General features: G+C 59.9%; 15 protein-coding genes. 9 read left to right on the top strand and 6 right to left on the bottom strand.

Annotated features, from left to right (window positions below):
• Nucleotides 1-125: 125 nt before the first annotated feature.
• Entirely contained in the window at nucleotides 126-593 is a 468-nt protein-coding gene (gene nanQ, locus ACSBQS_RS03080; RefSeq protein ID WP_033642391.1) for an N-acetylneuraminate anomerase, read from the top strand.
• On the opposite strand, the gene ACSBQS_RS03075 is transcribed toward nanQ, so the two are convergent.
• Nucleotides 575-1,126, bottom strand: coding sequence for a shikimate kinase (locus ACSBQS_RS03075; RefSeq protein WP_047025035.1), 552 nt, complete (start codon nucleotides 1,124-1,126; stop codon nucleotides 575-577). The genes nanQ and ACSBQS_RS03075 overlap by 19 nt on opposite strands.
• Before the next feature lie 357 nt (nucleotides 1,127-1,483).
• On the opposite strand from ACSBQS_RS03075, the gene dps reads away from it, so the two are divergent.
• The 6 genes from dps to ybiO all read left to right on the top strand — a co-directional run bounded on the left by dps (nucleotide 1,484) and on the right by ybiO (nucleotide 7,335).
• Nucleotides 1,484-1,987, top strand: coding sequence for a DNA starvation/stationary phase protection protein Dps (dps, locus tag ACSBQS_RS03070; protein ID WP_016928514.1), 504 nt, complete (start codon nucleotides 1,484-1,486; stop codon nucleotides 1,985-1,987).
• 142 nt (nucleotides 1,988-2,129) lie between these two features.
• Nucleotides 2,130-2,396 (top strand): DksA/TraR family C4-type zinc finger protein, encoded by a 267-nt coding sequence (locus ACSBQS_RS03065; RefSeq protein ID WP_434990854.1) that lies wholly within the window; start codon nucleotides 2,130-2,132, stop codon nucleotides 2,394-2,396.
• Between the two features lie 339 nt (nucleotides 2,397-2,735).
• The gene (glnH, locus tag ACSBQS_RS03060) at nucleotides 2,736-3,479 is read left to right on the top strand and encodes a glutamine ABC transporter substrate-binding protein GlnH (protein ID WP_016928516.1); all 744 of its coding nucleotides are present in this window, start codon (nucleotides 2,736-2,738) and stop codon (nucleotides 3,477-3,479) included.
• Nucleotides 3,480-3,582: 103 nt separating this feature from the next.
• Nucleotides 3,583-4,242, top strand: a complete 660-nt coding sequence (gene glnP, locus ACSBQS_RS03055; protein ID WP_004939229.1) for a glutamine ABC transporter permease GlnP — start codon at nucleotides 3,583-3,585, stop codon at nucleotides 4,240-4,242.
• On the top strand, nucleotides 4,239-4,961 hold the full coding sequence (gene glnQ, locus ACSBQS_RS03050) for a glutamine ABC transporter ATP-binding protein GlnQ (protein ID WP_004939230.1): 723 nt from the start codon (nucleotides 4,239-4,241) through the stop codon (nucleotides 4,959-4,961). Before glnP ends, glnQ begins: the two co-directional genes overlap by 4 nt.
• Before the next feature lie 154 nt (nucleotides 4,962-5,115).
• Complete coding sequence (gene ybiO, locus ACSBQS_RS03045; RefSeq protein WP_342163101.1) at nucleotides 5,116-7,335, top strand: mechanosensitive channel protein; 2,220 nt, start codon at nucleotides 5,116-5,118, stop codon at nucleotides 7,333-7,335.
• Between the two features lie 2 nt (nucleotides 7,336-7,337).
• Here ybiO and ACSBQS_RS03040 read toward each other — a convergent pair whose 3' ends face one another.
• From ACSBQS_RS03040 to rlmF, 5 genes are all read right to left on the bottom strand, one after another.
• Nucleotides 7,338-8,348, bottom strand: a complete 1,011-nt coding sequence (locus ACSBQS_RS03040; RefSeq protein ID WP_103101886.1) for an alpha/beta hydrolase family protein — start codon at nucleotides 8,346-8,348, stop codon at nucleotides 7,338-7,340.
• Nucleotides 8,336-8,974: a GNAT family N-acetyltransferase gene (locus ACSBQS_RS03035; RefSeq protein ID WP_342163105.1), complete on the bottom strand. Its 639-nt coding sequence runs from the start codon at nucleotides 8,972-8,974 to the stop codon at nucleotides 8,336-8,338. Before ACSBQS_RS03035 ends, ACSBQS_RS03040 begins: the two co-directional genes overlap by 13 nt.
• Nucleotides 8,975-8,985: 11 nt before the next feature.
• Nucleotides 8,986-9,555, bottom strand: a complete 570-nt coding sequence (locus ACSBQS_RS03030) for a TetR/AcrR family transcriptional regulator (RefSeq protein WP_342163107.1) — start codon at nucleotides 9,553-9,555, stop codon at nucleotides 8,986-8,988.
• A gap of 180 nt (nucleotides 9,556-9,735) precedes the next feature.
• Entirely contained in the window at nucleotides 9,736-11,040 is a 1,305-nt protein-coding gene (locus ACSBQS_RS03025) for a methyl-accepting chemotaxis protein (protein ID WP_042783980.1), read from the bottom strand.
• 295 nt (nucleotides 11,041-11,335) lie between these two features.
• The gene (gene rlmF, locus ACSBQS_RS03020; protein WP_167325058.1) at nucleotides 11,336-12,301 is read right to left on the bottom strand and encodes a 23S rRNA (adenine(1618)-N(6))-methyltransferase RlmF; all 966 of its coding nucleotides are present in this window, start codon (nucleotides 12,299-12,301) and stop codon (nucleotides 11,336-11,338) included.
• 118 nt (nucleotides 12,302-12,419) lie between these two features.
• On the opposite strand from rlmF, the gene ACSBQS_RS03015 reads away from it, so the two are divergent.
• Together ACSBQS_RS03015 and bhsA are read left to right on the top strand one after the other, a co-directional pair.
• Nucleotides 12,420-13,049, top strand: coding sequence for a flavin reductase family protein (locus ACSBQS_RS03015; protein WP_047025039.1), 630 nt, complete (start codon nucleotides 12,420-12,422; stop codon nucleotides 13,047-13,049).
• A 167-nt stretch (nucleotides 13,050-13,216) separates the two neighbouring features.
• Nucleotides 13,217-13,477 carry a multiple stress resistance protein BhsA gene (bhsA, locus tag ACSBQS_RS03010; protein WP_015377148.1) on the top strand — a complete coding sequence of 87 codons (261 nt, stop codon included), beginning with the start codon at nucleotides 13,217-13,219 and terminating at the stop codon, nucleotides 13,475-13,477.
• Nucleotides 13,478-13,516: the final 39 nt, after the last annotated feature.

The raw sequence follows: 13,516 nt of genomic DNA, 5'->3' as shown, positions 1-13,516 counted from the left end.
ACTCGCCTGCAGACCGCAACGTCGGAATGCAGGCGGGTTAACTGTTTTCCTCGTGACAAGTCGGCATACTTCCCCTTAGCCTGTATCGCAGGCTCTTTGGACTTTCGCTCACATGGAGAATAACAGTGATTCACAACAGCCTGTTCAACCCACGCTTCGGCCGCGGACTCGCGCCGGCGCTGGTTTCAACCCTGACCGAATTGCGCCGATGCGACCTGCCAGAACTGGCGCTGGGGCATCACCCGATCGACGGCGACAACATCTTTATGGACGTGATGACGCTGACCACCGCGCCGGCGGCGGAAAAGCGCGCCGAAATGCATCAGGAATACATTGCGCTGCATCTGCTGATCAGCGGTGAAGAGCGCATCGAATACGGTCTGGCGGGCAACGGACATCGCGAACAACCCCACGCGGAAAATAGCGATCTGCTGCTGCTGGACATCAAACGCCACCCGCAAACGCTGCACATGACGCACGGCATGTTCGCCCTCTTTTTCCAGATGGAGCCGCACAAGACCGGCTGCGTGTGGCAGCGGCCACAGCAAATCAAGAAAGCGGTGGTGAGGATCCATCACCGTCTGCTGCTGTGAACCTGCGGCAGCGCCCGTAGAAAATCGGCGGCCTGGCGGGGAGAACGCAGGCGCACGAAACGGCGTCCGGCGTCGGGACGAGCCATCTCCGCCAGGTATTTTCGCCGGTTCTTCGAGTAAGTGCGGATCGTCCAGAGCACGATCGACTCGCGGCTGAAGAAAGAACGGCGGAAGCTTTCCCGATTGCCGGTGCCCGGCCACAGCTCGCTTTTGCCAGCCGCGCGTCGGCACGCGCGGCGCACGGCCTGCCACAGCGTGCGGCCGAAACCGTAGTCCAGCCACAGAATATAATCGACCTCGCGCCACTTGATCGGCTGCGTGCGGCTGTAATTGCCGTCCAGCACCCAGCCCTCCCCCGCTTCGGCCAGCGTCTGTTCAAGCCGCGCCAGGAACGCGTCATCGGGCGTTCCCTGCCATTCGGGCCGCCAATACAGCCTGTCCATCTCGATATAGGGCACACCAAGCCGTTCCGCCAGTTGACGCGCCAGGGTACTTTTACCGCTGCCGCTGGTGCCGACGACGTTAATTTTCATTATTCGCCTATAAAGAGAGAGGATAATTGCCCTACTGTAGCGGCATCAATTACCGCTATCAATATGAATGGATGAGAAATTAACACCACGATAACAAAGCGGATATTTAGCCGAAGCCCGCAGGCGAAAAAATAAAATAACCAAGGTAAATTTTCACAGCCATAAACAATAAATCAGCGAATGATAAATAACTATATTTTTCATGGTGTTGCATTAATTAAAAATTCAACCAGATCCATTATTCGTAGGCTAACCCTATTTGTGCAATAGCCATTTTCGTCCGGCAAAAATAAACAGCCCTGCTATAATTGATCCCGTAACGAAATAGGACAACGACTAATCAAGAGGATATCTGATATGAGTACCGCTAAACTGGTGAAAACGAAATCTTCTGATCTGCTGTATACCCGTAACGATCTGGACGAAAAAATCAAACTGGCCGCCATCAAGGCGCTGAACCATCAGGTCGTGCAATTCATCGATCTTTCGTTGATCACCAAACAGGCGCACTGGAACATGCGTGGCGCGAACTTTATCGCGGTTCATGAAATGCTGGACGGCTTCCGCACCGCCATCATCGAGCACCAGGACACCTTCGCCGAGCGCGTGGTGCAGCTGGGCGGCGTGGCGCTGGGCACCGTACAGGTGGTGAACGATCGCACGCCGCTGAAAAGCTATCCGACCAATATCCACAGCGTGCAAGAACACCTGAAAGCGCTGGCCGATCGCTACGGCGCGGTGGCGAATGACATCCGTAAGGCCATTACCGAAGTGGAAGACGAAGACACCGCCGACATGTTCACCGCCGCCTCGCGCGATCTGGACAAGTTCCTGTGGTTCATCGAATCCAACATCGAATAACGCCGCAGCGCGTTGCAGACCGCCCGTTGTGCCGGGCAGAACAGGCTGGGCTTCGCCCGGCCTGTTTTCTTTTGCGCGGCCGTTGAATTGTGCAAAAAACGGCCCATATTAAACGGTAGGTTTCCCTTGTCAGGAGGTCATGATGGCCAGCGGCTGGGCGGCGGACGGCGCCGTACAAGATCAAATTGATTCTACCGTCGACGATGCGGTGCAGCGTGCGCGTGATGCGCTCGGGCATGGCGAGAGCGAGCGCTATTGCCAGGAATGTAGAGAACCGATCCCCGAGGCGCGCCGCAAGGCGCTGAAGGGGGTGCGTTTTTGTGTCACCTGCCAGGCCGAACAAGACAAAAAACACGCGGCCAGCAGCCTGTACAACCGGCGCGGCAGCAAAGACAGCCAGTTGCGCTAGCATTACCTGCTCCCCTTTTTCCCCCTCTCGCAGTCACGCTTGCACCGTCAATGGATCATGAAAGTTAGAGTTAGTTATCAATATTGAAGCAAAAACGTTAAAGAACGGTTGTTTCACAGCCAAAATTTGGTTAATGATAGCCCCGTGCACCAAGATAATTCTTACGCACCATTTCGGTGCCTCATTGTGGTGCATAACCATAACTATTCGCCGTCACGGCACAACGTCACGCAGTAACTCTTTGTTTTTATATTAGTTGAAAACATGGCACGATTTTTTCATGGCACCAACTGCAATATAAAAAATGGGTAATCCGCAACCTGTACAGGAATTCCTCTCATGAAGTCGATTTTTAAAGTCTCCCTGGCCGCACTCTCCCTGGCCTTTGCCGTAAGTTCCCACGCAGCAGACAAACTGGTGGTCGCCACCGACACCGCTTTCGTTCCTTTTGAGTTCAAGCAAGGCGACAAATACGTCGGCTTCGACATCGACCTGTGGGCCGCCGTCGCCAAAGAGCTGAAGCTGGACTACACCCTGAAACCGATGGACTTCGGCGGCATCATTCCGGCGCTGCAGACCAAAAACGTCGATCTGGCGCTGGCCGGCATCACCATCACCGATGAGCGCAAGAAAGCCATCGACTTCTCAGACGGTTACTACAAAAGCGGCCTGCTGGTCATGGTCAATGCCGACAACAACAGCGTGAAAGGCATCGACGATCTGAACGGTAAAGTGGTGGCGGTGAAGAGCGGCACCGGCTCGGTGGATTACGCCAAGCAGCACATCAAAACCAAGGATCTGCGTCAGTTCCCGAACATTGACAACGCCTATATGGAACTGGGCACCAAGCGCGCCGACGCGGTGCTGCACGACACGCCAAACATCTTATACTTCATCAAGACGGCCGGCGCCGGCAAGTTCAAAACCGTCGGCGATTCGCTGGAAGCGCAGCAGTATGGCATCGCCTTCCCTAAAGGCAGCGATGCGCTGCGCGAGAAGGTGAACGGCGCGCTGAAAACCCTGCGCGAGAACGGCACCTATAACGAAATCTACAAGAAGTGGTTCGGCACCGAACCTAAGTAAGCGGTGAACTTGGCACGCTATTAACTTAAGCACAGGGGGTCGCTTAACCCCCTGCGCTTCGTTGTATCTGATACCCACGTTTGGGATCACCGGGAGAAATATCATGCAGTTCGACTGGAGCGCCATCTGGCCCGCCATTCCTATCTTGTTAGAGGGCGCCAAAATGACCCTGTGGATTTCGGTCCTCGGTCTGATTGGCGGCCTGATCATCGGCCTCGTCGCCGGCTTTGCCCGCACCTACGGCGGATGGATCGCCAACCACATCGCGTTGGTGTTTATCGAAGTGATCCGCGGCACGCCGATCGTGGTGCAGGTGATGTTCATCTACTTCGCCCTGCCGATGGCGTTCACCGATTTGCGCATCGATCCGTTCACCGCGGCGGTGGTGACCATCATGATCAACTCCGGCGCCTACATCGCGGAAATCACCCGCGGCGCGGTGCTGTCTATCCATAACGGTTTCCGCGAAGCCGGGCTGGCGCTCGGCCTGTCGCGCCGCGAAACCATCCGCTACGTCATTATGCCGCTGGCGCTGCGCCGCATGCTGCCGCCGCTGGGCAACCAGTGGATCATCAGCATCAAAGACACCTCGCTGTTCATCGTGATCGGCGTGGCGGAGCTGACCCGTCAGGGTCAGGAAATTATTGCCGGTAACTTCCGCGCGCTGGAAATCTGGAGCGCCGTGGCGGTTATCTACCTGATTATTACTCTGGTGCTGAGCTTCGTGCTGCGTCGTCTGGAAAGAAGGATGAAAATCCTGTGATTGAATTTAAAAACGTCTCCAAGCATTTTGGCCAAACCCAGGTGCTGCACAACATCGATTTGAAGATCGACAAAGGCGAAGTGGTGGTGATCATCGGACCGTCCGGCTCCGGCAAGTCCACCCTGCTGCGCTGCATCAACAAGCTGGAAGAAGTGACCAGCGGCGATCTGATCGTCGATGGCCTGAAAGCCAACGATCCGAAAGTAGACGATCGGTTGATCCGCCAGGAAGCCGGCATGGTATTCCAGCAGTTCTACCTGTTCCCGCACCTGACGGCGCTGGAAAACGTCGCCTTCGGCCCGATCCGCGTGCGCGGCGCGAAGAAGTCCGATGCGGAAAAGCTGGCGCGCGAGCTGCTGGCCAAGGTCGGTCTGGCGGAGCGCGCCCATCACTACCCGTCCGAACTGTCGGGCGGCCAGCAGCAGCGCGTGGCGATCGCGCGCGCGCTGGCGGTGAAGCCGAAAATGATGCTGTTCGACGAGCCGACCTCCGCGCTCGATCCGGAGCTGCGCCACGAAGTGCTTAAGGTGATGCAAGACCTGGCCGAGGAAGGCATGACGATGGTCATCGTCACCCACGAAGTCGGCTTTGCCGAAAAAGTGGCGTCGCGCCTGATCTTTATCGACAAGGGCCGGATTGCCGAAGACGGCAACCCGCACGATCTGATCAACCATCCGCCGAGCCCGCGTCTGCAGGAGTTTCTGCAGCACGTGTCCTGATCCTGGCGATTTAACGGCGGGCGTTGCACGCGCCCGCCGCTTTCATTCCGCACGCTCTCCCACGCCCCATCGCGCTTCCTTTCCTACTATATTGATTGTTTTTCATCGTATTGCTCTGACATCCGCCGATCACAGAACGCCAAAGAGAGGAACCATGCCGCCAAACGCAGACTCCCGACGAGGTTCTCATCTGCGAGAACACCTGCTTTTCCTGCTGCTGCTGTTGACCCTGAGCGTCTTCGCAGCACCGGCGCTGGCGCAAAATGCGCCGCCTGCGCCCGCCGACAAGAGCGAGCAGCAGAAAGCCGCCTACGCCGCGCTGGCCGATCTGCTGCAAGACGACCAAGCGCGCGCGGAACTCATTGACCACCTGAAACAGACCGCCGGCGACGCTGCGGCCGCCGCGCCGACAACGCCGGAGGAATCGACGCCCGTTACGCTGAGCGACAGCCTGAACTCGCTGGCGCAGGAAGGCATCGGCACCTTTAACCAGAAGCTCGGCGCGCTGCAAAAGCTGATCGATTCCGGCCCGAAGCGCGTTTTCAATCCCGCCGGCTTTTTCCGCGCGCTGGGCTACTTTCTGCTGACGGTGGCGGTCACCTTTGCGCTGTTCCACCTGATCCGCCGGCTGATCGCGCCGCTGTACAAGCGCATGGGCAGTTGGGGGCACAACGCCAGGCTGCAGCGCGGCCCGTGGTATAAGCGCCCCGCCGCCATTCTCGGCGCTTTCGCCATCGATCTGCTGGTGCTGCTGCTGGCGCTGGCGGCAGGCAACCTGTTTGCCCGCCACGTCCACGCCGACAGCGCCACCATTCTGCGGCTGCAGACCCTGTTTCTCAGCGCCTTCGCGGTGATTGAATTTTTCAAGGCGGTGCTGCGGCTGATTTTCGCCCCCAGCTTCGACTATCTGCGCCCGTTCCCCTTCAGCGATCGGAGCGCACGCTATTGGAACACCCGCCTCGCCTGGCTCAGCGGCCTGATCGGCTATGGCCTGATGGTGGTGGTGCCGGTGGTGGCGGTGCAGATCAGCTATTCGGCCGCCGCCGCCGTCAACCTGGTGGTAATGCTGGCGCTGACGCTATACGCCATTTGGCTGAGCCTGCACAACCGCAAACCGATACAGCAACAGATCAACCTGCTGGCCGAACGGTCGATGGCGTTTTTCAGCGTGATCCTGCGCGGGCTGGGGCATGTCTGGCACCTGCTGGCGATCGCCTATTTTCTGGTGCTGTTCGTGCTGTCCCAGTTCGACATCGGCAACAGCCTGCGCTTTATGATGAGCGCCACGGTAAAAAGCCTGCTGGTGGTCGGCGTCGGCGCCCTGCTGTCCGGCATGCTGACCCGCTGGATTTTCCGCCGCATTTCGCTGCCGACCGACGTCAATTTGCGCTATCCGATGCTCGAGCGGCGCATCAACTCTTACATCCCCAACGGGTTGAAGATACTGCGGGTGATGGTGGTGCTGGCAGTGACGCTGTTTCTGCTCGATGCCTGGCATCTGATCAACCTGTATCAATGGGCGGGCAGCGAAAATGGCCAGCGGACGCTCGGCGGGCTGGTGCATATTCTGCTGATCCTGTTGATCGCCGTGTTCAGCTGGACGCTGATGGCCAGCATCATCGAGCACCGCCTGGCGCTGGAGCTGAGCAACGGCGTGCGGCCGAGCGCGCGCGAACGCACGCTGCTGACGCTGTTTCGCAACGTGTTGGCTATCGTTATCAGTACCATCACCGTGATGATCGTGCTGTCGCAGGTCGGACTGAACATCGCGCCGCTGCTGGCGGGCGCCGGCGCGCTGGGGCTGGCCATCAGCTTCGGCGCCCAGACGCTGGTGAAAGACGTGATCACCGGCGTGTTCATCCAGTTTGAAAACGGCATGAACACCGGCGAATACGTGACCGTCAGCGGCATCACCGGCACCGTGGAGCGCATGACCATCCGCTCGATCGGCCTGCGCGACGACTACGGCGTCTATCACATCGTGCCGTACTCTTCGATCACCACGCTGGCCAACTACGCGCGTGAGTTCGGGGTATACCGCGCCAATTATACCGTCAGCCGCGACGAGGACATCGATCGGGTCAATGCGGTGCTGCATCAGGCCATCGAGGCGCTGAAGCAGGATGAGCAGGTGAAGCATTTCCTGATTGGCGAGCCGGTCTTCAACGGCGTGGTAGCGCTGGGCGATCGCTCGTTCACCACCCGCGTGACGGTGCGCACGCAGGCGCTGAAACAGTGGGTGGTGCAATACGCCCTCGACCGGCTGGTGAAAATCCATTTCGATCGGGCCGGCATCGGCATGCCGCAGCAGGCGATGCAGATTTCCCGCGCGCCGCAGCCGCATGACGAGCAGGCGCCGCCCGCGGCGATCTGAGGTTAGCGCCCGCGCCCGCAGGGCTGAGCGGCCAGGAAGGCCGCCACGTCCTGCCGGTAGGCGTCGTATTGCACCGAGCGCGGGGCAAACAGGCCCACCACGTTGATCAGCCACGGATGGCGCGCGAACAGCGGCTTGACCATCACATGATCGGCCTCGTCGATGCGCGTCACCGTCAGCAGCGAGGCCGGGATCGTTTGCCGATACACGCGCTCGGTTTCGTCCGCGTCCACGTTGACGTCGCGCCCGCCCAGGATCAGGTGCACCGGCGTGGCGAAATGCCGCAATCCCGCCGTCGCGTCGCTGGCCATGTTGGCGCGAATAAAGCGCCAGCGGCCGGCGCTCAATGCAGCGGCGGCGCCAGACTCACGGCGGTACTGTTCGTAGCCGTCCGGCTGTTCGAGCAGCGTTTGGATGTGGCGCCAGTGCGCCTCGCGCGCGGCGATCGACGCTTCATCGTCCCCTGCCGCCGCCATCGCCGCCCGGGTGTTGTAGCGCCCCTGCCGCAGCCAGTTGATCGCCGGCGCCACCGCGAGCGTAAACGCGATGTCGGGGCGCAAACGCGCCACCTCCGGCATCACCCACCCCGCCTGACTGGTGCCCCACAGCCCCACGCAGCGCGCATCGAAGCGCCCGTCCCGCCGGGCCCAGTCGATGATATCGACGGTTTCCCGCGCGCGATCCGCCATGGTCTGATGCAGCCAGTTGCCGCCGGAGCCGCCCACGCCCGGCTTATCGAAGGATAAAACCGCATAGCCCTGCTGCGCCATCGTCTCCCAAATGCCGTAATAGCCTTCGTCGCGGCTGGCGTTGGCCGGCCCATCGCCGTGCACGAACACCACCACGCCGGGCTTCACCGGCGCATGCTCCGGCAGCACCAGCGTGCCGGTCAGCCGATTGCCACCGGCGGTCACCACGACCGGTTCGGTGACAAAGCGAAAGTCGTTGACGTAAATCACCCAGCCGAGCACCGGCAGGAGCAGCGCCACGAGACACAGCCCTATTCTGCGCACGTCGCCTCCCCGTTGCGTTTCTCCATCAATATCCAATCGGCCTGGCCGAACAGCAGCCCCAGCAAGGCGTAATGTTCTTCGCGCCGCACCTGAAAACCGCAGCGCCGGTACAGACGCTGCGCATCCACGTTGCGCCGGCTGACGTGCAGGCTCAGACGTCGGCCTGCGCCTTGTTCGGCAGCGTAGCCGTTCATCCACTGCAGCAGCCGCCTGCCCACCCCTTTGCCGCGCTGATTCTCCGCCACCGCCAGGTAAGAGAGATACAGCTCATCGGCCGCCGGGGCATGCTGCAACACAGCCATTTGCAGATACATGCGCCAAACGTTCAGCCAGCCATAGCGGCGACACAGCCGCCAAATCGGCAAGGCGTGCGGACGCAGCCCGGCGCGGTTCTCGCCATCGATGGCATTCAGGGCAAAGGCCGCCACCACCTGTTCATCCTGTTTCACCACGAAGCTGCGCTCCCGGCTGCCGCTTTGCCGCCAACGCCACAGCCGATAGAACAGACGCCACTGAAGGTGGGCGCTCAGACGGCGCGCGCGCTGGAATTTGTCGCAGAACGCGGCGTAGATCAACGCCGCCGTTTGCAGGCGGTCAGCGTTGCGATAAGGCTCAATGTGCAACATATCAACCTCGACTAGGGTTGGCGGTAGAGCAGTTGCTCCAACAGCCGCACCGGCGTGATCGCCTCCGGCGAAGGCGACGCGAAGATCGCCTGCCGCCAGGCCTGGCTTTCGATCACGTCCAGCACCAGCTGCGCGAGCGGCAAGGGCGCTATCGCCGGCGCGATCTCGCCGATTTGCTGAGCCTCGGCGATCGTCGTCGCCAGCGCCTCAATCAACTGCCGCTGGTTAGCGCTGAACGGCTCGGCCAATGCCGGGTTACGCGCCACTTCAGCCACAATCTCCGCCGACAGTTGCACATTGTCCGGTTCGGCGACAAAAGCGTGATAGGCGGTGAAAAAGGCCGACAGCGCCTGTTTCGGCCGCTTTTTCTCGGCCCGCAATGCGACGGCGAACTCGGCGAATACGCCGTTTTCCAGCAGCGCGATCTCGCCGATCAGCGCCTCCTTGCCGGAAAAATGGTTATAGAGGTTGCCCACGCTGACGCCCGCCGCCTGGGCGATATCCCGCATGCTGGTCTGGTGAAATCCCTTATGGGTAAAGCTGTGCAGCGCAGCGTCGACAATCTTTTCTCGGTTTCCCATCGGCAGCTCCCGAAGCAATGAGGGCGCTGGGCGCCGTAAATTGATACAAACAAATGAACGAACGTTCGTTCATTTTCAAGTCTAGCATAGACCGGTAAAATTGAACTACGGCTCAACGGGGCAGAGATCGGTGGGAAGAGACAAACGCCGCCCCACTTTCAGGGGCGGCGCCCGGCAAACTCAGTGCAGCGCGTCGCCCTGCTTCACCGACGTAAACGCCTGCATCAGTTTCACGACGTCATGCATGCCGATGTTGACCTGGTTGATCACTTCTCCGGCGTCATGGGTCAATGCCACACCGCCGCCAGCCTGTTCCACGCAGGTCGCCATGCCGGCGATCGCCGCCGCCACGCCTTGCTGGATAGACTTGGTCATGCGTTCGATCTCGGTCGCCGCCTTGCGCGACTGTTCCGCCAGCGTGCGCACCTCATTGGCCACCACCGCAAAACCGCGCCCGTGCTCACCGGCGTGGGCGGCTTCGATGGAGGCGTTAATCGCCAGCAGATTGGTTTGCGAGGCGATTTTACGAATGGCTTCGACGATGGTGCCGATCTGCTGAGAGCACTTGCCAAGCTCGGTGACCACGTCCGACGTTTCGCGCGCCGCCGCTTCGACCTGCTGCATGCCCTTCACCGCCTGCTGCACGATGACCGCGCCCTGCGCCGCCTGCCGGTCGGTATCGAGCGACAGATGATGCGCGTTGCGCACCATCTCTTCTTCGTGCTGCTGCTGTTGCATCAGCCGGGTGATGTCCTGGGCGATCTTCACCACTTTCACCACCTGGCCGTCGTTGTCGAGGATCGGGTTATAGCTGGCCTCCAGCCATACCCGTTCGCCGCGCCGGTTGACGCGCTCAAAACGCCCGGTGATGAACTCGCCGCGCGCCAGGCGCTGCCAGTGCCGCCGATAGTCGTCGGAAGCGGCGAACGCCGGTGGGCACAGCACCGCATGCGACTGCCCGCACGCCTCATCCAGCCGATAGCCCATCAGCGCCAGCATATTGTCATTGGCGCTGACAATGTCGCCCTGCGGCGTGAAAGAAATCATCGCCATCGAGCGATTCAGCGCCGCCAGCAGGCTGCGGTGTTCCTGCGCCTGGGTCACTCGCTCGGTCACTTCGCTGGCGATCTTGACGATTTCCACCACCTTACCCTGTTTATTCAGCACCGGCGCATAGGTGCCCTGCAGCCACACCGCCTCGCCGTTTTTCGCGATGCGCTTTATCGTGTCCGTGATGGGTTGCCCTTTATTCAGCGTCTCCCAATGCTTGCGATATAACGGGCTGGCGACATAGTTGGGATCGCAGAAAATACGGTGATGCCGGCCTATCACATCATCGCGTTGAAATCCGAGCGTGCTGAGAAAGAGATCGTTGGCGCGCAATACCGTACCGTCGGGCGAGAATACAATCATGGGAACGGCGTGTTCTATCGCGCTCAGTTCGGCGCCTTTGTGGGTAGTTAACTGACTGAATCGTAAAAGCATAGGGTGTAGTCCTTGTGGCAGATGATGGCGCTTTTCTTATTTTGTCTGGCCACATGCCGCGCCCACACGCAGACGTGCCATCGCGGAAGGAGCGGGCAGCGCCGATCCTTCTGGTTATTGCTCTTAACCGGATTAAATTTATTTATTCAGTAAAGTAATTATTCGAATTTAAATAAACCAGCAACCTAAGATTTTTATTATGAATAACTTTATTGAGAATAACGTAAGTGATGAAAATTGAAAGGTAAAATGCGGATTTTTGTCGGCGCCGGCAGGATAACCGGCGCCGGGAAGATTAACGCCAGCGTTCGGCTGCCCAGGCGGCCTGTTGCTCGGCGTCATGGAAAGTCCAGGCGACGAAGCGGCTGATCTTCTGCCCTTGCGCCATCTCGATGGTGCGCACCTCGGCCGCCCCCGCCACTTTCAGCGCATGGTAGATGGCCGGCAACGTGGTGTTTTTCGAGATAAGCGAGGTGAACCACAGGCAGTTGTTGGCCTTGCTGACGCTCTCTTCCACCATCTTGCGCACAAAGGCTTCTTCGCCGCCTTCGCACCACAGCTCGTTGTTCTTGCCGCCGAAGTTTTGCACCGGCTTGTCGGCCACTTCCCCTTTGCCCAATTTATGCAGCTTGCGGCGGGTGCTGGCACGCGCTTCCTGCTCGGACGCGTGGAACGGCGGGTTGCACAGGGTGGCGTCGAATTTCTCGGCCGCGCCGATGATGCCGCTAAAAATCAGCTCAGGCTGTTTTTGCAGCCGCAGACGCACGCTGTTGCGCAGCGTCGGGTTCATTTCGACGATCATTTTGGCTGCGTTCAGCGACACCGGATCGATTTCGGAGCCGGTGAAACGCCAGCCGTATTCGCGCAGGCCGACGATCGGGTAAATGCAGTTGGCGCCGACGCCGACGTCGAGGATCGCCACGCCCTTGCCGCGCGGGATCTCGCCGCCGTTGCTGGTCGCCAGCAGATCCGCCAGGTGGTGCAGATAGTCGGCGCGGCCGGGGATCGGCGGGCACAGGTAATCAGCCGGAATATCCCAGTGTTCGATGCCGTAAAAGTGTTGCAGCAACGCACGGTTGAGCATTTTCACCGCCGCCGGATCGGCGAAGTCCACCGAGACATCGCCCCAGGCGTTCGGTTTTACGAACGGCGCCAGCGCCGGGCAGCTGGCGATCAGCGCCGGGAAGTCGTAGCGCGAACGATGACGGTTGCGCGGATGCAGGCCGCTTTTCTGCTGCGGGAAGGTTTTCTTTTTTTCCACCGTGACGGGCTCTCTTGAAGGTATTTCCGGCGCGTAAGATAACACATCCGGCCCGGAATGGCGCAGCGGCGGGAAACCCGGCACAATGAAAGCTTCATCGATTGCCACAGGGGCCCCCATGAGCCGTGAATCTCGTTATTATTATGAACCCGCCGCCGGCCACGGCCTGCCGCACGATCCGCTGAACGCCATCGTCGGCCCGCGCCCCATCGGCTGGATCTCTTCCCGCAGCGCCGCCGGCTTGCGTAATCTGGCGCCCTACAGCTTTTTCAACTGCTTCAACTACCGCCCGCCAATCATCGGTTTCGCCAGCACCGGCTGGAAAGACAGCGTGGCGAATATCGTGGAAACCGGCGAGTTCGTCTGGAACCTGGCGACGCGACCGTTGGCGGAAGCGATGAACAACAGTTCCATCACCCTGCCGCGCGGTGAGGACGAATTCGCCTTCGCCGGCGTCACGCCGCTGCCCGGGCGCCGGGTCAAAGCCGAGCGCGTGGCCGAAAGCCCGGTGAACTTCGAATGCCGCCTGACCCAATGCATTCAGTTGCAAACCGCCGCCGGGGAACAGGTGGAGACCTGGCTGGTGTTGGGCGAAGTGGTGGCGGTGCATCTCGATCCGGCGCTGCTGGATGAACACGGCGTTTACCAGACCGCCGCCGCCGAACCGATCCTGCGCGCCGGCGGCCCGAGCGCCTACTACGGCATTTCCGAGCAGCACCGTTTCGATCTGACGCGCCCGACGCGCTGATCGCCTCCCCCCGTTTATCTCGGATGTAAACGGGGGGATTAACAATCAAAAAATCTGAACAAAACTATCAACACTCTCCGATTTCATCACGTCTTCTCCTGCGCAATAATCTTCCCATCGAAAGGCACTCCCTTTCTCCCTAATCCGCTTTGACAGGAATGACGAACATGAAAACCATCAAAACTTTTGCTGCTGCTATTGCTCTGGCTACCGTTTCTTTCACCACTTTCGCCGCTGAACACGTCAGCGCGCAGGATGCCGCCCAATTCGAAAAAGCCGGCGTGATCGTCGCCAGCGGCGCGACCGACCTGAGCAGCCTGAAATCCCAGTTGGCCGCCAAAGCCGATGCGGCGGGCGCCAAAGCTTTCACCATCACCTCCACCAGCGGCAATAACCTGATGCACGCCACCGCGGTTATCTACAAATAATCGCCGCCCCAGACGTCAAAAAGCCCGCCGGCTATCACC

This window comes from Serratia sp. H402Y (assembly GCF_051172415.1).
Taxonomy (GTDB): domain Bacteria; phylum Pseudomonadota; class Gammaproteobacteria; order Enterobacterales; family Enterobacteriaceae; genus Serratia; species Serratia ureilytica.
This window is presented reverse-complemented; position numbering and strand designations above follow the sequence as displayed.

Excerpts from the sequence above, each read along its gene's own strand:
- ACSBQS_RS03075 (WP_047025035.1), bottom strand. The coding sequence starts at position 1,126 with ATGAAAATTAACGTCGTCGGCACCAGCGGCAGCGGTAAAAGTACCCTG.
- dps (WP_016928514.1), top strand. The coding sequence starts at position 1,484 with ATGAGTACCGCTAAACTGGTGAAAACGAAATCTTCTGATCTGCTGTAT.
- ACSBQS_RS03065 (WP_434990854.1), top strand. The coding sequence starts at position 2,130 with ATGGCCAGCGGCTGGGCGGCGGACGGCGCCGTACAAGATCAAATTGAT.
- glnH (WP_016928516.1), top strand. The coding sequence starts at position 2,736 with ATGAAGTCGATTTTTAAAGTCTCCCTGGCCGCACTCTCCCTGGCCTTT.
- glnP (WP_004939229.1), top strand. The coding sequence starts at position 3,583 with ATGCAGTTCGACTGGAGCGCCATCTGGCCCGCCATTCCTATCTTGTTA.
- ybiO (WP_342163101.1), top strand. The coding sequence starts at position 5,116 with ATGCCGCCAAACGCAGACTCCCGACGAGGTTCTCATCTGCGAGAACAC.
- ACSBQS_RS03035 (WP_342163105.1), bottom strand. The coding sequence starts at position 8,974 with ATGTTGCACATTGAGCCTTATCGCAACGCTGACCGCCTGCAAACGGCG.
- ACSBQS_RS03030 (WP_342163107.1), bottom strand. The coding sequence starts at position 9,555 with ATGGGAAACCGAGAAAAGATTGTCGACGCTGCGCTGCACAGCTTTACC.
- ACSBQS_RS03025 (WP_042783980.1), bottom strand. The coding sequence starts at position 11,040 with ATGCTTTTACGATTCAGTCAGTTAACTACCCACAAAGGCGCCGAACTG.
- ACSBQS_RS03015 (WP_047025039.1), top strand. The coding sequence starts at position 12,420 with ATGAGCCGTGAATCTCGTTATTATTATGAACCCGCCGCCGGCCACGGC.
- bhsA (WP_015377148.1), top strand. The coding sequence starts at position 13,217 with ATGAAAACCATCAAAACTTTTGCTGCTGCTATTGCTCTGGCTACCGTT.